Raw genomic sequence first — 20053 nt, 5'->3', positions numbered from 1 at the left:
ACCAATACTATGAGTACCCTTTGACTCTTTGCTATAGTGGGCTTTCGTGAAATTGATAGAAAAGCATCGTAACCAAGTGAGGTTACCTAATAAAACCTCTCTAATACTTACAAGAGTGATGCTACTTTACTAGATTATTAAACTTTGATTGGTCTAATTTTGAGATTATCTGTGAAAATAAAATTATGTTTGTGATAAGAGGATTGGGTTTTATTTTAAAACTAAAAAATATTTAAAACGTAATTAATCTGAAACATCTTTTTATCAAGTGTCTATTTGTTCATACACTTTCGTCTCCGGTAATCTCCAAAAAATATTCCTCTATGTATTATTTTCAATCCTCAATTCAGAATAAAGCTGAACAGATTTATCTATATCCTGAAGCCCTATTTTCCATACTTCATTTGTTTTCTCAATATTGTATAATGCTTTTAAACTTTCTTCACGTACTTGTGGAAGTTCATGGGTTTTCGACAATTTATGTAGTAAATCAATAGTAGTACTATTGTAAACTAAATTAGTCAATTCTAGTAGTCCAAATCTGGCGGAAGAGCTACCGTGCATTACATTCTTAATTACTTTTTTATTCATATCAAATTCATATTGCTTACAATCAGAATATTTATTTGATTTCATAATAATATTGATTGCCAACGAATCTTCTTTCAAAGGAGCAAACTGAGAATGTATATCTTTCGATGGTCTATAATACAATGCCCTACCAGGAGCTAAAGTCACTTCCTCTAAAAACCTGATATCAACTTTTTCGTTTGCATATCCTATTACTTTTTCATAATCGTATTCCCACAATTTAGTAATATAACCACCTCCTTTGTATCCAGCTGTTAGCAATGGAAAGTTATGGTCATGAGCAAAATCATATGAAAATAATTCGTTTTGAGAATCTCTTACATTATTATTATTAGATAATACAGGCCAGTATGTAACTCTTATATAAAAATCTTTACATTCATAAATCATGTAACTTTGTTCCGAATACACATTCGCATTTTGAAAATCAGAAAGGTCTGATGCTAATTGCTTATTAAGGTATTCTGTAAAAAAATTAGCATTGTTGGATATTTTAAAAAGTGGATCAACACAAGCTAATAGAGAATCTTCATCTCCGGAAGAAATAGTTCTGTTTAAAGTATCAATAAATTCTTCTAAACTGATACTTTCAGTTGTATTTGATTTATAAGTATATGCCATATTATATTTTTTTTAATTTTAAACGTTTAGCATTTGTACTGACTGCTTAGCAGCCATACTTATTTCTATATGTTTATCATTCATCATTCTCTTTAACACAGAAACTCCTTCTTCAAAATCAATATTAATTAAAGCTCTAGCAGCTTCCCATCTTACTATATGTGATTCGTGTTGAGATAATTTCAATAATAATGCCTTAGAGTTCCCATCTCCTATATTACCTAAAATCTTCGCTGTAGTTCCTAATCTTGCGAAGTTAACTTCTCTTAACACTATACGTACTGGTTTAAGGCTAATAGAATTATACTCCCAAGAATATTTTAATGTATCTTTTCTTGAAATAATCATAAAAAGGAGCAAGGGTTTAGTTCCATCAAAACGCAGAACATCTTTAAATTTTCTTAAAAAAATTGTCTCGTTCTTAACAAAAACATTTTCTTTTTTTATCTGTAGTTTGACATCTTCATCTAATACATCAGGAGCTACTCGTTTATTTTGTTCATAAATGGTATACCTCACATCATTAACATCAATTAATGGGCAAAAGAATACGTTATTAGTATAAGTATACAATGAAGTAGCTTCGCTAGAAGTTCTTACTTCAGGAGGAGTATGTATCAAACTAAACTCATAACTAGAAGAACTAAACAATGTTATTTTATTTTGTGTTGAATTATTAGGAAGGTAATACTTCTCATTAGAGAATAATTCAAGTAAATGATTTAGTATACCATTTATTGAAATACTTTTACTAAAAATATTTACTTCATTAAGTATATCGTTTTCGTTATTTAACAACAATATTTTGTCCTCAAATTTTTTGAAAATCTGACTGTTTTTTGAATTTAAATTTTGTTTCATATAGCATCTATTTAAAGAAGAATCCAAAACTAAATAGCTTTTTAATTTTGAATTCTTCTACAAAAACATTAATTAAGATTAACGAAAGTAAGGAGGAAGCCATCCTATAATTAAACAAGGCTGTGTTCCATTAGAAGCCCCCTCTTTAACGCTAGAACTAATTGGATTTTTTAGTTCCGGTAGGTTTACTTTTTTTGTCTGTCTTTGTTTCATTGCTGTTTTCATTTTAACAAAATTTAAAGATTAATAATTAAATAGTAAATGTTATTTACTATGCCGATTACACAATTGTTAGTGTATATTTTTTTTGTTGTATACGTTTATAATCACGTATTTCCCTGTAGTTATATATTATTCGGATATAAGAACTTCTTCAAAAGTTAAGCTCTTTTTGTCTTGAATTTGACATTATTGGTACTGTAGGAAGTTCCTATTGAGCAAACCATTGAAACTAACTGTATAGTTAGACAATACTATCTGAAAAGAGAAGTTATTATGATTAAATAAGTTTTCTAGATTTTTCTACCAGCGCTAAACATAATCTGTTTTAATAAATTGCTTTTATATTTTATAGCTTGTAGTTTATTCTTGGTTAAGAAAAACGAAATTGATTAATTTGAAGGTAATAAAACAGTAGCAATACCATCCGTACTTTTTTTGGCATTGTTAGTTTCAAGACCTTTCGCATTAATTCTCCCAATACCAGTAATGTTTAGATCGGCTACATCAGCAAAACCTGAAATTTTAATATTTGAAACTCCATTCATATCTGTATTAAGGTTATCTACAGACACTTTTAAACTTCCGTTTAAAATTCCTTCACCTACTATATTGAAAGATTTTTGACTTATCACATCATCCGACATAAGTCTTACTACTCCTGACAATGTTATATCTGAAATACCTGAATGACTAAGTCGAATAATATATTTAGGAGTTTTACTATGGCCTACATTTTTTTCATTATGAATATATAATTCGTCATTACGAACCTCTGTAACTAAATTAGCAATATCTGAGGCCTTTTTTGTTCTAATTTCTATCGAATGGTGAGAGCTTTTTTCTAAATGAAGCTCTATTCTACCTTCAAGATTTACTTTATTAAATTTTTCTAAATTACGAGTTTCATTTTCCTTTGCTGTAGTTTGCCTATTCAATGAAGTACCTAGTAATGTCATAAGTTTATTTATTTTCATTTCGATTTGTTTTAATGAGATTTAATTTTTTATCTTATTAAATTGTCAACAACAATTTATTTTACTATTGGATAACTTAAATAAAGATATTTTCCTGTATTAAGCTAAGCTACAAGCAAAGCTATTTTCATAAAAATTAGAAAAAAGGCTGTATAATTCTTCTGGTGCTTCAAAAAAAGAAATATGACTCCCAAATTCTCTATTGTAAAACTCTGATTCTTTTAAAAAAGAATGTAGTAAAACCGACCCCTCTGGATGAGCAGTATTGTCATTTGAACTGGTAACAATCAGTATTTTTTTATTTAGTTTATCTACAATTTCCTTTAAATTTCTATTCATTACATCTTTAGACAACTTGATGAAGCTGGAAAAAATCTCATCTGTCAAATAAGGATACATAATATGCGGTAAGTTTTTAATAGGATAATCAGTTGATAACTTACCAATGGACTTAGGATTAGTCATTAAGTTTCTTAAATCTGAAATATTAATTTGACTCCCTGCCATTTCAAGTAATCGCTTCATATTTTGCTGTATATATGTAAGCTTATTATCATCATTCCAGTTAAAATCACCATGCCAAAGACTTGCTGATATAATTTTAGAATCGATTTCATTACAAGCATGAAGCACTAAATTAGCTCCATGGCAAACTCCAAATAAATGAACTTTTTCTAGATTGAAAAACTTCATAACATTTTTTAAATCTTCTAATTGACTTGGAATATCTAATTGTTTTGTAGTTGACGATTTAGACATCCCTCTTGTTTCCCATGTAATTACAAAATATTTATTAGCTAAAAGTTCTATCCAAGGTTTCATTATTAACATTGGTAACCCAGTTGGAAGGGCTATTATTATTGGACTATTCTCAATATCTCCGTAAGAAAACACATCCAATACTGTACCATCAGAACTTGTCAATTTTTGAGTTTTTACTCTATCAACTATATGAATCGGGTTATTTCCATAATTCATCAGATTCTCTTTCAAACCATGAATATCAAGATTTCCCAGTTTAGTAAAGTAATCATTACAAAATGTGTTTATGATCTCTTCATACAAGTCAAAATCATTTGGTTTAGATGTGATAAAATCAACATGATTATAGATTTCTAATTCTTTTAAAACTTCCTCAAGTTTAGTATAAAACCCTTTAGAATCAAGCTCTACTTGTTTCAAAATCCTTACCTGTTCACTTCGTTGTTTCAATAAGGATTTAATGTTCACTAAAAATTCACTTATCTCTATCTGTTCTATAGTATTTAGCATAAAAAATAATTTATAAAAGTGGATTAATTTAAAAAAGTGTTAAATTGTTAACATCATAGAGTTTCTATATAAAACTGCTAGTTTTTGTTTTTGAAAAACATATTACATAAACAATAGGAGTTCAAGAAGAAAGTTTAAAAATTGTCATCTTTATAGACAGACATTAAAACTTTCTTCTATAGAATATCTCCATATCTCTGCTCAATGATTATTCATTTTTAAGTTATGTTATTAGGGTTTCTATTTACTCCAGCAACCGCAACAGTTCTATACTTCTCTAAAGAAACTGTACTTCCAAATTCAGTTAATTCTTTAGGGTTCCCTGGATAAACATCAACCATATCTGGTACAAATCGTGCAGCAAATCCAAGTCGCATATCATTCGTTTTTCCTAAATGAGAGTGAGAAGCATGCATTAAAGTAGACCAGAAAATAATAAACTGCCCTGCTTTCATCTCTATCGATTTTGCTAATGACTCGTCTGGAACCCAATCTGAATCTTTTTGTAAATTTTGATAATCATACCCAAAAAAACCATCATGAATCGCATCAGGATCAAAATCAACTCCTTTACTCTCATCATAAAATAATTCTTCGTGTGTTCCTGGCATAAACTTTAAACATGCTGTTTCTATAGTTGCATCTGTAAGTGCTGTCCATACTGTTATAGTACCTCCAAAGTCTTCTTTCTGAGGCCATACTAATTGTGGTTCTCCACTAGAAAATTCAAATGTATCTACCTGATGCCAATCTGTTCCTTTATCACCTGGATACTTTGGAAACCATTCTGACCTCCAACAAAGAACATTTTCTCCTAAAACATCAGTAAGTTTATCTACAATCTTAGGTTGTTTTACGTGGTCCATTAAAAAAGGAACATCTAAATGACGGTCATAATTTGCTCTATCATTTATCTCGTTAATATCCTCATTAAATTCATACACACTATTTGAACGATCTAATAAACTATATCTAAGTTTTTTTGTTATTTCATTCATGTCTTCTGGATCATACAAGGTAAATGGTCCTGCATATCCATTCTTTCTGAATTCTTCTAATTCTTTTTTACTAAACTTAAATTCTCTTGTTGGTGCTTCTATACTATTCATTATACTACTTTTTGTGGTTCTTTATTCATTGATTTTAATATAAGTCCTTCATAAATTTCAAGGGATAACCCTTCTTCGAAGTCACTTGCTTTTAAAGAAACAGAGAAATGCTCTTTGGTCTTAGATATTAATTCTATTAAAGACAATGATGTTCCTCCTTGATCAAAGAAATCTTCTTCTCTATTAATTTTTTCATTACTTAATACATCACTCCATAGTTTGTGACTCTTTACTGATAATTCTTCTGATTTCATTTTTTATTTATTTAATTAATTAGTTTTATTTAATTCTATCTGTCTTTATAATCACCTTTTTCATTAATTTTTAATGGATTTTCATCGATAAACTTCAATAGAATCCTGTGAAAAAGAAGTAGAACACCTACTATCTTCTATATAAAATTAAGTTATGTTATTAGGATTTCTATTTACTCCAGCAACCGCAACAGTTCTATACTTCTCTAAAGAAACTGTGCTTCCAAATTCAGTTAATTCTTTAGGATTCCCTGGATAAACGTCAACCATATCAGGCACAAATCGTGCAGCAAATCCAAGTCGCATATCATTCGTTTTTCCTAAATGAGAGTGAGAAGCATGCATTAAAGTAGACCAGAAAATAATAAACTGTCCTGCTTTCATCTCTATCGATTTTGCTAATGACTCGTCTGGTACCCAATCTGAATCTTTTTGTAAATTTTGATAATCATACCCAAAAAAACCATCATGAATCGCATCAGGATCAAAATCAACTCCTTTACTCTCATCATAAAATAATTCTTCGTGTGTTCCTGGCATAAACTTTAAACATGCTGTTTCTATAGTTGCATCTGTAAGTGCTGTCCATACTGTTATAGTACCTCCAAAGTCTTCTTTCTGAGGCCATACTAATTGTGGTTCTCCACTAGAAAATTCAAATGTATCTACCTGATGCCAATCTGTTCCTTTATCACCTGGATACTTTGGAAACCATTCTGACCTCCAACAAAGAACATTTTCTCCTAAAACATCAGTAAGTTTATCTACAATCTTAGGTTGTTTTATGTGATCCATTAAAAAAGGAACATCTAAATGACGGTCATAATTTGCTCTATCATTTATCTCGTTAATATCCTCGTTGAATTCATACACACTATTTGAACGATCTAATAAACTATATCTAAGTTTTTTTGTTATTTCATTCATATCTTCTGAATCATACAAGGTAAATGGTCCTGCATATCCATTCTTTCTGAATTCTTCTAATTCTTTTTTACTAAACTTAAATTCTCTTGTTGGTGCTTCTATACTATTCATTATACTACTTTTTGTGGTTCTTTATTCATTGATTTTAATATAAGTCCTTCATAAATTTCAAGGGATAATCCTTCTTCGAAGTCACTTGCTTTTAAAGAAACAGAGAAATGCTCTTTGGTCTTAGATATTAATTCTATTAAAGACAATGATGTTCCTCCTTGATCAAAGAAATCTTCTTCTCTATTGATTTTTTCATTACTTAATATATCACTCCATAGTTTGTGACTCTTTACTGATAATTCTTCTGATTTCATTTTTTATTTATTTAATAGGTTTTACTTAATTCTGATAATTCTTTATGGTCAATTTTACCATTAACTGTTAATGGAATTTTATCAATAAACATAAACTCGGAAGGAACCATATAAAACGGCAATAAACTCTCTGTCAAACTCTTAACCTCATCAATAATATTATCCTCATCCTCTATAGAAAGATTATCTATTGGTTCTAGAAAACTTATTAATCTTGGATGTGATAAGGTCTTATCTACCGAAACTATTGACCTCATAATCTTAGGGTGTGACATAACAACACTCTCAATTCCCTCAAGTTCAATCCTATACCCATTAAACTTCACTTGACTATCAACTCTTCCAAGAAAATAATACTCTCCATTCTTTTCAAAAGCTAAATCACCTGTTCTGTAATACTTAACAGTTTCACCTAATATGGTTTTTGAAATAAATTTAGTTTCATTTAATTCCGTTCTATTCAAATAACCTTCTGATAATCTTTCTCCTGATATGTATATTTCACCTTCAGTAGCTATTTCGTTTCCTTTTCCAACTAAAATAATATCCGACCCTGGAATAGGCTCTCCTATTGGACTTAACTTATTATCTATAATATCGTTATGACCTATATATTTAAAAGTTGTAAAAATTGTAGTCTCTGTTGTACCATATACCGTAATTAGTTTTGAAGCTGTAGAAGAATACCTATCAACCCATGGTTTTAGTAAATGAACATCAAGTTTCTCACCTCCAAAAATCAAACACCTTAAAGAATCAATTTTAGTTTCTTTATTTTGATCTGCTTTTATTAAACTATAAAAAGCACCTGTTGTCTGATTTAAAACTGATATCTTTTTTTCCATTAGGAAACGGCGAAAGCGTGCTGTATTTTTAGCTACTGCAAACGGTACAATTTCTAACTTTGCCCCATAAAGTAATGTTCCCCAAATTTCCCACACTGAAAAATCAAAAGCTATTGAATGAAATAAAGCCCATACATCATCTTTAGAAAACTCAAAAATTTCTTGTGAATTATGAAACATATTCAATACATTTTCATGTATTATTGGAACAGCTTTAGGAATTCCAGTAGTTCCTGAAGTAAAAATAGCATAAGCAATTTCCGATTTTTTAACAGGAATAATTTCCTGTCTAGATAATTCAATTTGCTCATTAAGAATATCTTTTTCTACAAGTAAAGTTTTTACATTCTTTATATCTATTACTCTATCTGTAATTAATAGATTTAAATTTACTTCTGATAAACAAAGTTTAATTCTTTCTGTTGGGTTATTTACTGGATCGATAGGGATATAAGCTACTCCTGCTTTAAGAATACCTAAAATAGAGATTACCATTTCCAAGCCTCTATTCATTAACAAGCCCACATATTGAGTGTCTTCCTTTAGATTCTTCATTACCAAATTGGCTATCAAATCTGATTTTTGATCCAACTCTTCATAAGTTAAATCAACACCTTTACATGAAATTGCAACTTTTTTGGGAAACTTTTTTGCATTTACTTTGAAATGCTCTTCAAGTCTTCTATTTGAGTTAAAAGAATATTGCATAATTTTTAAAATTTACTGTTAGTTATATTATCTATAATGGATTTAAGTTTCAATTTAAACATAGCATTAGTGTTTAAAACCTTTGAACAGAGATTCCTTAATACAAATACTATGTAGTGTGATACTTAAGAAAAACACTTATACGATATCTCTCATATTTTCTCCAGTATTTATTTCTAAATTTTCTGGACAATATGAAATGGCTTATTTCTTAATCTAAGTGCTATTATTAAGAACATTGTTCCTATTAAAAACATGACCCTGAAGTATTAGTGGCCTAAAAACTTAAAATAGTTTTTATCAATAGTATGGACTTTTATGTATGATTTAACTTTCTCTTATTAAAAAGTTTTTACGAATCATTACATACTTATATATTGATGTTTATTTATTAAGCAGCTATTGATAGTATCAATAACTCTATGACCTTCTTCCTCTTCTAATAAAAAGAAGTGACCTCCTTCAAAATATTCAACTGAACATTTTTTTCTTGTATGTTGCATCCATTCATCAGCTTCTATATTAGTTACGTCCTCTTCTTTACCCACAAAAACCGATATCTCATGATTAAACATTACTATATCTGATGATTCAACAAAAGTATCTGCAATTTTAAAATCACTTTTAATAATAGGCATAAAAATATTTTTTAATTCTGGATACTCAAAAAACTCTGGAGGAGTACCTCCTAATTCCTTTATTTCTTTTTCAAGCTCTAATGTATTCATATCTGAAAAAGGTTTTGGCCTTCTACTTGGACAATGAGGTGCTCTTCGCCCTGAGAAAAAGGAATGAATTGGTGGTGGTAATTTTAGTTCATTTATTCTCTGAATAACTTTATATGCTAAAATTGACCCCATACTATGCCCAAAAATAGCATAATCACAATCTGTAATTTGGTTTCTAATCTTAGAAATAACATCTTCTACTGCCTCTTCTACATTTGAATAAAGACTTTCTCCAATTCTTGGTCCTCTACCAGCTAACTCTACTGGATGTAATTCAATAGCTGAATCTAAACTCTCTTTCCACTTACTATAAATTGATTTTGCTGATCCACCAGCATATGGTAAGCAGAATAGTTTTATCTGTTTTTTCATGTTTTAAGTTTTAATCTGATTATTCCACGTTCTTGTTGTTAGAGACATAAATTGTTATCCCGTACAATTTTTCACAATTATTATAATAATATTTCTACCTTTTCTTCACTCTCATTTTCTGCTTCATTATCAAGTTGATAAACCGTGATAATATAATCTGCTATTGACTTTATAGTTTGTTTATTGAAAAGTGCAGTTATTGAAATTTCAACTGAAAATATTTTTGAGATATAATTAGACAGTGTAATAGTTTTTAAAGAATTTCCCCCAATATTAAAAAAGCTTGTCGTTACACTAATTTTTTCTTTTTCTACCTTTAATATATCTGACCAAATAGTTAGTAACTTTTCTTCTGTTTCATTAGAAGGATCAACATGAGATGCTAACCTTAATATTTCTGGTTCAGGTAAAGAAGATGTATCCAATTTACCATTAGGAGTTAACGGAATTTCAACAATCTCAATAAAATAAGAAGGAATCATATAAGCTGGTAAAGTTTGCAATAAATGCTTTTTTAATTCCTCTATTTTAATTTGACTATTTCCTTCTGAAATATAATACCCCACTAAACAATCATCATTATTAAATTGTTTGTTAATAATAACTGCTGAACTAATTTCTGAATATTCTATTAATCTGTTTTCTATTTCTCCTAACTCAATTCTATATCCTCTAAGTTTTATTTGATCATCTATTCTTCCTAAATACTCTATAGTACCGTTAGGCAACCAACGTGCAAAATCACCTGTTTTGTAGCAAATTGAATTATCAATTGACACAAACCTTTCTGTAGTTAACAATGAATTTCCAATATATCCTTTTGAGACTCCTTTTCCTCCAATATAAATTTCCCCGACCACTCCTATGGGTAATACTTTCTGATTAGAATCAAGAATATATAATCTTGTATTAGCAACAGGACTTCCTACAGAAATTTTATTATCATCCATTCTTATTTCTGCTACAGTACAACCAACTGTAGTTTCAGTAGGACCATACTCATTATATATCCTAATATTTTCGTTTAAATCTTTTAAGATTTTTACATGTGTTTTCTTTAATTGTTCTCCTCCACAAATAACAGTACTTATGTTTGTGTTATAAATATCTAAATCTTTAAGAACACTTACATGTGTGGGAGTTATTTTTAAAGTATCTAATGATGGGTTAGTAAAACATTCTAACAGTGATTGATCTACACTCTTACCTTCATCACATAAATATAGTTTCTTCCCTCTAGAAAGGCTTGTGAAAATTGCTGTTACTGATAAATCGAATGACATAGAAGTCATTAATCCCCAATTTCCTTCTTCTGGATTTTTAAAATAATAATTATTACTCCAAAAAATATAATTGAATAAATTGACATGAGAAATCATACAACCTTTAGGTCTACCAGTAGAGCCAGATGTATAAAGTATATAAGCTAAGCTATCAGACTTTACAATAGGTAATTTCTTTTTATTATTGAATTCATTATCTAATTCTTCAACACTTATCCATGAATAAGATTCTAATTCTGTTGGCTTCCTTTTTATGTTCGCTATAATACTACTACAGCCGCTTTCTTCCATCATATAAACTGCACGTGAACCTGGCAAATCAATATTTATTGGCATGTATGCAGCTCCTGCCTTCATAACTGCCAAAATAGCTATGATCATTTCACTTGAACGAGTCATCATTAAACCAACTACAGCTCCAGTTACTACTCCTGAAGTCATTAAATTAGAAGCCCAAAGATCTGAACGTAAATCCAATTCTTTATAAGTAAGTATCTCTTTTCCAAAAATAACAGCTTCTGCATTTGGTCTTGTGACAGCCTGATTCTTAATCATATCCAATACAGTCTTATCAAAATCATAATCAACAGATGTACTATTGAAATCCACTAATAATTGAGTTCTTTCTGAATCCGATAAAATATTAATTTCACTTAATAATTGCGTCTTATTTTCTAAAACCTCATCAATAATTCTTAATAAAGAACCTGAAAAACGTTCTATACTAGTAGTATTAAATAAGTCTGTTCTATAATTAAATATGAAGCTAATCTGATCAGCATCTATAACCTCAAAACTCAAATCAAACTTTGCACTCGTATAGGCTACTCCATGAGGTTCAATAGTAATATCCAAACTGTTATTAATATCAACATTTCCTATACGATTTACATAAGAAAAGAAAACATCAAATAATGGATTATGACCTGTACCTCTAGGTATTTCTATAGTGTCTACCAATTCTTCATACTGATACAACTGGTTATCAAAAGCTTTTAAAGTATTTTGTTTAACATTAGCTAAAAAATCTCTGAAACTAAGATTTGAATCTGCTTTATTGCGTAAAGCTAAAGTGTTCACAAACATACCAACTAAACCTTCCAAATCAGCATGATGACGTCCAACTGTAGGAGTACCTACTACAATATCGGTCTGGTTCGATAACTTATTTAAAAGCACATTATATATTGCTAAAAACAGAATATACATTGTAACCCCTTCCGATCCAGCTACAGATCTTAACTGATCACTTTGTTTTTTGGACAAGGTTAATTTATAATCTTTTCCTTTATTACTTGGATTAGCTGGTCTAGAATAATCTGTAGGTAATTCCAAAGTAGTAAGTTCATCTCTATAACAATCTAACCAATACGTCTTGTGTTGTGATATTAACTCTTGATAAGTATTACTTTCCTGCCATACTGCATAATCTATGTATTGAATACCTAAATCAGGTAAAACATCTTCATTATATATTGACCAAAAATCACGCATCAAAATTTCATTAGAAACACCATCGTTGATAATATGATGTACATCACTCATCAAAAGATAGTCCTGACCTATTACATCTACCAATGATACACGAATTGGAAAATCTTTTGACAAATCAAATGGCCTAACAAAATCAGCGATAGTACTATCTACCTCTGAGGCAGAACACTGGTGGTATGTCAATTCAAATAAACTAGAATCTATGACTTGTTGAACTGGGTGACTATCAACTAACTTAAAAACTGTACATAAACTCTGATGACGGCGAACTAATTCTTTATAAGCAGCTTCTAACTTAGAGATATCCAGATTTTTACTAATCCTGTAAAAACTAGGCATATTATAACTAGTTCCTGTTTTTTCAAACTCATATAAAAAATACATGCGGCTTTGTGCAGATGATAATGGGTAATAATCTTGCTCTAATGCCTTAGGAATTGGTTCAAACTGTTTTCCTTTTTTAACTGCCCCAAAAAAATCTAATAGCTCCTGTTTTTTAGAAGTTAATTCTGATACTATTTCTGGTGTTAAAACTCCGTCTTCTGCATTAACGGCAATTTGCTTATTGTAAAAAGAAACAATAATATTCTTATCTCTTAAGCTACTAATATATTCGTCTATTTTCATGATATCGACTTAGTTTTTCGATTATTATTTTGTCTATATAATTCTGTTATGTTAAGGTTGAAATAAAATTTATAAAGGCACTACATTTGATATTTCTTCAACAATGCTCTTATGATTCAAAAGCAACTATTTCAATAATTACAAAATCAATAAGGTATTAACTATATAATTGCATTTAACTAATTACCAACCCTACTGTTAACTAGAGTAACAGCGCTACATTTTTGTCGATAACTTCAGGTTCCATTTCTACTTGTTTAATAGTAATTATGTAATCGGATATTCTTTTTATCGTTTGTTTTGCAAAAACATCAGTTAGTGACATATCAACAGAAAACATCTTTGAGATAGCGTTTACGAGAGTTATTACGCTTAATGAATTTCCACCAATGTTAAAGAAACTTGTAGTTACACTAATTTTATCTTTTTCAAGACTTAAAATCTCCGACCATATATCCAGTAATAATTCTTCTGTTTTATTTGAAGGGTTTACATGTGAAGCCAATCTTAAAACTTTTGGGTTTGGCAGTAAAGATTTGTTTAGTTTACCACTTGATGATAACGGTAATTCATTTAATTCAACAAAATATGTAGGAATCATATATTCTGGTAAACTCTCTTTTAAATAATTTTTTAATCCATCAATATTTAATGATTCTTTTCCATTAGGTAGATAATAAGCTACTATATGCGGAGTTCCATTGTATTCTCTTAATAATACAATCGCCGTTTCTATGGCAGCGTGATTACATAAATTAAATTCTATTTCTCCTAACTCTATCCTATTTCCTCTAAGTTTTATTTGATTATCTATTCTACCTAAAAATTCTATTGTTCCATCTGGAAGCCATCGAGCGAAATCTCCTGATTTATATAATTTGTATTCACTATTTGGGTCAAACTCGTCTTTTATAAATTTTTCAGATGTTAACTCTGGTTTATGAAGATATCCTCTTGCTACTTGAACACCACCAATTAATAATTCACCTTTAACCCCTGTAGGTTGTATCTCATTTTGACTATTCACTATATAAATCTTCGTATTTCCTATAGGTTTACCAATAGGAACAATATTAGCAGCATAATCACTTAAGTTTATAGAAGTTACAGCAATAGCAGCTTCAGTTGGACCATAAGTATTATGCAATAATACATTTGGCAGTTTAGCCTTACAATCTCGTACTGTTGATAATTTTAACTCTTCTCCTATCGTAATAATACCACGAAGTTTTCCTTCATTAAATTTTTCTATCCCCATTAAGAAAATGGTTAACATTGAAGGTACAAAAATCACTAAAGTTATTTCCTCTTCAGCTATTACTTTCTCTATGTACTTAGGATCTTTATGTCCTTCTGGTTTTGCAAAAACTATTCTTGCTCCAGAAATAATTGGAAGTATTAACTCCCAAACTGAAACATCAAAACAGAAATTAGTTTTTTGTAGAATATGATCATCTTTATTAATATTAAAATGATTCTTCATCCATGACAAATTATTACAAACTCCAGAATGACTATTCATTACCCCTTTCGGTTGTCCTGTTGTTCCTGAAGTATAAAAAACATAAGCTAAAGAAGTAATATCTACCTTAATATTTGGAGGCAACTTATCATAATCACTATAAGTTGATAAGTCATCTATGAAAAGTTTTGATATGTTAAATTTACTATCATACTGACGTTGAGTTAATACAAACTTTGAATTAATATCACTCAAGATATAATCTATTCTTTTTTGAACAAATGTAGGATCAATTGGAACATAAGCTCCTCCAGCTTTCAAAACACCTAAAATTCCTACAATCATTTCTATTGACCTATCTACAGCTATTGGAACTAAAGTTTCATTTTTAACTCCCATATCAATAAGTCTATGAGCTAATTTATTTGAAAGTTCATCTAGTTCTTTATACGTTAAACTTTTATTTTCAAAAGTAACTGCTAGGCTCTCTGGCAACTCTTTAACTTGTTCATTAAAAAGATCAAGAATTGTTTTATTATTTTTAAAAGGAGCTTCTATATCATTAAAATCATTCGTTAATTTCAAATACTCTTCTTGATCTAGAATACTATCACCTTTTTGTTTTTCATTAACATCGTTTGCTATCTGCTCTAAAGTGTTTTTAAGATATCTAAACAATTTATCTGACTCTTCTGCTTCTAAAAATGCCGAAGAATAAATCAAATTCAGCGCAAACATATCATTTTGAGCAAGTATCGTTAAATTTAAAGGGGTATTTTCATTTACATAAGCTTTGGCATCAGCCATTGTTTTTTCTAAAAAATTATCCTCTTTATTTTTAAACTCATTATAAGGCCTAAAATCAATATAATTCAGTTTTACATCAAAAATAGGATTTTGATCAATGGTTTTTTCGTCAATATATTCTAAAATCTTATAAAAAGGAATACGCTCATGATAGGTTAAATTTATTAACTTATCATCTACAAGGTTTATATATTCTTTCCAAGTTATATTTTCAGGAACTTTTATTCTAAATGGGACTGTATTTAAAAAGCAGCCTACCAGTTCTTCTCCATCTATAATTAAAGGTCTTGTATTTGAAGAAACTCCAATTGTTAAGTCATTTTCATAAGTCATTCTTTTCAACGAAAACATCAATGCTGCATAACATAAATGTTTAAAACTCACATTCAATTTTTCTGCAACTCCTTCTAATTCTTTTCGGAATTCAATACCTAAATCATAATTATTAGTAATTGTTTTACTTGGATTTCCTGTAGGTTTCAGTTCAAAACGTTTATAATCTTCTAATTCTGTTTTCCAATAATTTTTACTCGATTCATTTTTAGAAGCCATTAATTCTGCGGCTATTTGATCTTTATACCCTCCTCGAATTTGCATTGGAGTATACTCTGAGTCGTTTACAAGGTAATCGTAAGTATTAAATAGGTCTCTTAAAAACACAGCCAAACTCCAACCATCCATCAATGAATGGTTAAAATCAAATAATAAATATTGATAATCTTCACGAACTTTAATAATATGCATTCTCCAGATTAGAGACATTGAAAGCTCAGTTTGCTTCAATTTTTCCTCTTCACATTTTTTCGAAATATATTCCTTTTGTTCCTGAGTATTTAAATGACATATATCAATAAACTTCAAGTCTGGTTCTATTTCTTTTAAAATAATATGAGTTAAATTATTTAAATCATATATTTTTCTCAGCTCCTCATGTTTATTAGTTAATAATTTTAATGCACGTTTAAAAGTATCTAAATTAAAATTATCTAGAAGAAGAGGGTATATATTTTGCTCGTGATACAAAATATTATTAGCATTTTCTTCTTTCGTTAATAGTGTATAATATACCATTCCCTTTTCTATCCCACTCATTGGATATACTGCTTCGTAAGAATCCTGAAATTGATTATTTTTTTTATACGTTTCTTGGAATAGATTTAGCTCTTCATCTACTTCTTTTTTCAAAATCTCATACTTCAAATCTTCTTCAGGTCTAACGATACTTGCTAATTTCTTGATTGTTGGATTTGAATAAATATCAGCAATAATTAGAGACGATGATAAAGACTCATTTATTCTTGATATCAACCCAATTGCTTTTAAAGAATCTCCTCCTAAAGCAAAGAAGTTATCTAATATTCCTATCTGACCAACACCTAAACATTCTTCCCAAATTTTACACATTATTTTTTCTTCTTCATTGGTTGGGGCCAAATATGCTTTTTCAGATGTTCCAACTTTTGGCTTTGGTAGTTTAGAAAAATCAATTTTATTATTTGATGTAAATGGTATTTCTTCGATTTTAACATAATAAGATGGTATCATGTAGTGTGGTACCCTAGTTTCCAAATATGCCCTCAACTCAGTAACTTGTAATTCTTGTTGTCCTATATAATATGCACACAAATAAGGCTCATCTTTTTCAGATTTAGCCATATTTACAACTACATCTTTTATTAATTCATGTTGAACTAAATGAGATTCAATTTCCTTTAACTCAACTCTAAAACCTTTTAATTGAACTTGTCTATCAATTCGTCCTTTATATTCCAATTCTCCATTAGACAAAAGTATTGCCAAGTCTCCTGATTTATAAAGACGATCTCCTTCTTTAAAAGGGTTTTTTATAAAACGTGAATCTGTAAGTTCTTTATTATTCATATAACCACGGGTTACTCCATGACCTCCTACATAAATTTCACCAATAACCCCTACAGGTACTTGCTTCATATTTTTATCTAAAAGGTATATAGCCCCTGTTGGTAAAGCTTTCCCTATATTACCTATGCTATCTTGTATTTCTTGGTCTCCAATTTCTTTATAAGTCATATGTACAGTAACTTCCGTAATTCCGTACATGTTAATTAACTTCGCCTTTGGTTGACGCTCTCTCCATTTACTCAATTTTGAAGGAGTTAATGCTTCTCCTGCAAAAACAACATATCGTACGTCTGGTAATAACACTTGTTTTTTCTGACAAGTATTATTCAATGAATAAAAAGCTGTAGGAGTTTGATTTAATATGGTTACTTTATGCTTCTGTAATATTTCTAAATATTTTGAAGGGTCTCGAGCATCTGATTGAGAAACAATAATCAATTTACCGCCATAAAGTAATGCTCCGTACATTTCCCATACACTTACATCAAAACAATGACTATGAAACATTGTCCACACGTCTTTATTATTAAAATCATATTGAAACTCTTTATTAAAAAGAAGACGAACCACATTCTTATGCTCTACCATAACTCCTTTCGGTTTACCAGTAGTTCCTGAAGTATAAATTATATAACAAAGATCTTCAGGATGATTCATTTTTGGTAAATTTGAAGAATCTAAAATTAACTCTGAGTCTAAAACATTAATAATTTCTACATTAGCTTTATCAACTAATCCATAATACTCTTCAGAAGCTAATGTCCATTTTAATTGACTATTCTCTACTATATAATCGATTCTTTCTTGTGGATAAGTAACATCAATAGGAACATAAGCTCCTCCAGCTTTCAAAATACCTAGCATACTTATTACTACTTCTAGGTTTTTTTCCATTAAAACACCTATAGCATCATTACGACCAATTCCCTTTGAACGTAACATTCTAGCTATTTTATTTGATTTTTGATTTACCTCGTTATAGGTCATCGTTTTTTCACCAAATATTAAAGCTATATCATCTGGCATTTTCTCTACCTGATTCTCAAATAAATCAACCAAAGTCGCTTCTTTTTGAAAGCTCACATTGGTAAAATCATTAAGTTTTATTAATTCATTACTAGAGCTTTGATTAAGAAGAGATATTTCACCCAAAATAACTGACTCGTTAATAGACACTTGATCTATAATATTTGTAAAATAATTAAAAAATTGTTTTATAGTGTTTTTCTTAAACAATTGTGTATTGTACTCAAATACACAACTGATTTCGTCGTTTCCCTCAACAAAATACATGCTCAAATCAAACTTAGAAGTAGCTTTATCAAACTCTAAAGGCTTTATATTAAATTCACCTATGTTACTTCCTATATTTTTTGTAGAATTAACCAAAGAAATAAGAGTATTAAATAATGGAGTCTTTTCGTTAGTATAATTTGTTTTCAAATCTTCAAGAAGCTCCTCATACGGGTACTCTTGATTATCAAAACTTTGCATAACACTTAAACTAACATTTTTTAAATATTCATCAAATTTCAATTCATTTTTAGGAAGTATACGAATCCCAAGAGTATTCATAAACATACCTATAATATTTTCAACACTCCAATGCCTTCTTCCTGCTACAGGTGTTCCAACTACTATATCATCAACACCAGTTAATTTTGCTTGTAAAATACCATATAGACTAGTAAGTAAAGTAAACAAAGAAATCTTATATTTCTTGGCAAGTACTTCAAGGATTTCTTTTCTATTATTTGATATCTTAAATTTCATGCAGTCTCCTTCAAATGACATTTCATTTTTCTTTTTAAAATCTGAAGGCAGTATAGCTGTATTTGAATACCCTTGTAATTGATTAACCCAAAACTCTTTTTGAGTATTTAAATTTTCTCTATTCTCTTTTCCATTAAACCAGGTAGCATAATCAATATAATTTAATTTAGGCTTAGGTAACTCTATATTATTATATAAAGAAAATAATTCTTTCATAAAGATCTCCATAGAGATGCTATCGAAAACAATATGATGGATATCTACTAATAAAATAAATGAATCTTTATCAATTTCTAATAACTTTGCTCTTATCAATGGCGCCTTATCCAAAGCAAAAGGATATGAGAAACTTTCCTTTATTTTTTCAAGTTCTTCTTTTGTACAAGAGCAATAATCTAACTTAAAATCAAAATTTTCTAAAACTTTCTGAATTGGCTCGTGATTATTATCTAAAACAAAATACGTTCTTAAACTTTCGTGTCTTTTAATTAATTCAATAAAAGCTTTTTCAAATTGTTTTATATCTAACGCTCCTTTCAGTTCATAAGCAAAAGGAGTATTATATACGTTGGTACCCTTTGTTACCTCCTCAGCTAAAAACATTTTCAATTGAGATGGTGTTAATTTTGAAGATTTACTATTAACCTTTGGAATTTCCTTAAAAATATTATTTTTCCTTTTACTCTTTTCTACATAATCAATCAACTTTAACTTATTATTCTTGATATTTTCTAATAAAGAATCATTATTAAAGCCTTTTGGAATTTTCAACTTTAAATTTTCTTCATTAACGTTGATACGAATACCAGATTTTTTTATTTCTAATAGTAAATTTTCCATTTTTGAATATTTTTTTATAGTAAAAACCATCTCGTTT

At 29.2% G+C, this 20053-nt stretch carries 13 protein-coding genes; all 13 read right to left on the bottom strand.

The genetic code is table 11. From position 1 onward, the window contains the following. Positions 1-321 precede the first annotated feature (321 nt). The 13 genes from BLV71_RS08980 to BLV71_RS08925 all read right to left on the bottom strand — a co-directional run bounded on the left by BLV71_RS08980 (position 322) and on the right by BLV71_RS08925 (position 20016). A complete protein-coding gene (locus tag BLV71_RS08980; RefSeq protein ID WP_093870222.1) occupies positions 322-1212 on the bottom strand; it encodes a hypothetical protein in 891 nt (296 codons plus the stop codon). Positions 1213-1230: 18 nt separating this feature from the next. Next, on the bottom strand, positions 1231-2073 hold the full coding sequence (locus BLV71_RS08975) for a HEAT repeat domain-containing protein (RefSeq protein ID WP_093870221.1): 843 nt from the start codon (positions 2071-2073) through the stop codon (positions 1231-1233). Between the two features lie 78 nt (positions 2074-2151). Then, positions 2152-2286, bottom strand: coding sequence for a hypothetical protein (locus BLV71_RS18835; protein ID WP_255405145.1), 135 nt, complete (start codon positions 2284-2286; stop codon positions 2152-2154). 398 nt (positions 2287-2684) lie between these two features. Continuing rightward, the gene (locus BLV71_RS08970; RefSeq protein WP_093870220.1) at positions 2685-3269 is read right to left on the bottom strand and encodes a GIN domain-containing protein; all 585 of its coding nucleotides are present in this window, start codon (positions 3267-3269) and stop codon (positions 2685-2687) included. A 99-nt stretch (positions 3270-3368) separates the two neighbouring features. Continuing rightward, on the bottom strand, positions 3369-4541 hold the full coding sequence (locus tag BLV71_RS08965) for an alpha/beta fold hydrolase (protein WP_093870219.1): 1173 nt from the start codon (positions 4539-4541) through the stop codon (positions 3369-3371). A gap of 218 nt (positions 4542-4759) precedes the next feature. Further along, complete coding sequence (locus BLV71_RS08960) at positions 4760-5650, bottom strand: chlorinating enzyme (RefSeq protein ID WP_093870218.1); 891 nt, start codon at positions 5648-5650, stop codon at positions 4760-4762. Continuing rightward, positions 5650-5904, bottom strand: coding sequence for an acyl carrier protein (locus BLV71_RS08955; RefSeq protein ID WP_093870217.1), 255 nt, complete (start codon positions 5902-5904; stop codon positions 5650-5652). The genes BLV71_RS08960 and BLV71_RS08955 overlap by 1 nt, the downstream gene beginning before the upstream one ends. 147 nt (positions 5905-6051) lie before the next feature. Continuing rightward, entirely contained in the window at positions 6052-6942 is an 891-nt protein-coding gene (locus tag BLV71_RS08950) for a chlorinating enzyme (RefSeq protein ID WP_093870216.1), read from the bottom strand. Beyond that, on the bottom strand, positions 6942-7196 hold the full coding sequence (locus tag BLV71_RS08945; RefSeq protein WP_093870215.1) for an acyl carrier protein: 255 nt from the start codon (positions 7194-7196) through the stop codon (positions 6942-6944). Before BLV71_RS08945 ends, BLV71_RS08950 begins: the two co-directional genes overlap by 1 nt. Positions 7197-7207: 11 nt before the next feature. Beyond that, positions 7208-8749, bottom strand: coding sequence for an amino acid adenylation domain-containing protein (locus tag BLV71_RS08940; protein WP_093870214.1), 1542 nt, complete (start codon positions 8747-8749; stop codon positions 7208-7210). A gap of 362 nt (positions 8750-9111) precedes the next feature. Then, the gene (locus tag BLV71_RS08935; RefSeq protein ID WP_093870213.1) at positions 9112-9849 is read right to left on the bottom strand and encodes a thioesterase II family protein; all 738 of its coding nucleotides are present in this window, start codon (positions 9847-9849) and stop codon (positions 9112-9114) included. 80 nt (positions 9850-9929) lie between these two features. Next, positions 9930-13253, bottom strand: coding sequence for a non-ribosomal peptide synthetase (locus tag BLV71_RS08930; RefSeq protein WP_093870212.1), 3324 nt, complete (start codon positions 13251-13253; stop codon positions 9930-9932). Positions 13254-13455: 202 nt separating this feature from the next. Next, a complete protein-coding gene (locus BLV71_RS08925; protein ID WP_176974381.1) occupies positions 13456-20016 on the bottom strand; it encodes a non-ribosomal peptide synthetase in 6561 nt (2186 codons plus the stop codon). Positions 20017-20053: the final 37 nt, after the last annotated feature.

This window comes from Tenacibaculum sp. MAR_2010_89, from assembly GCF_900105985.1.
Taxonomy (GTDB): Bacteria; Bacteroidota; Bacteroidia; order Flavobacteriales; family Flavobacteriaceae; genus Polaribacter; species Polaribacter halocynthiae.
Note: the sequence above shows the minus strand (reverse complement) of the source record. Positions and strands in the feature narration are given on the sequence as shown.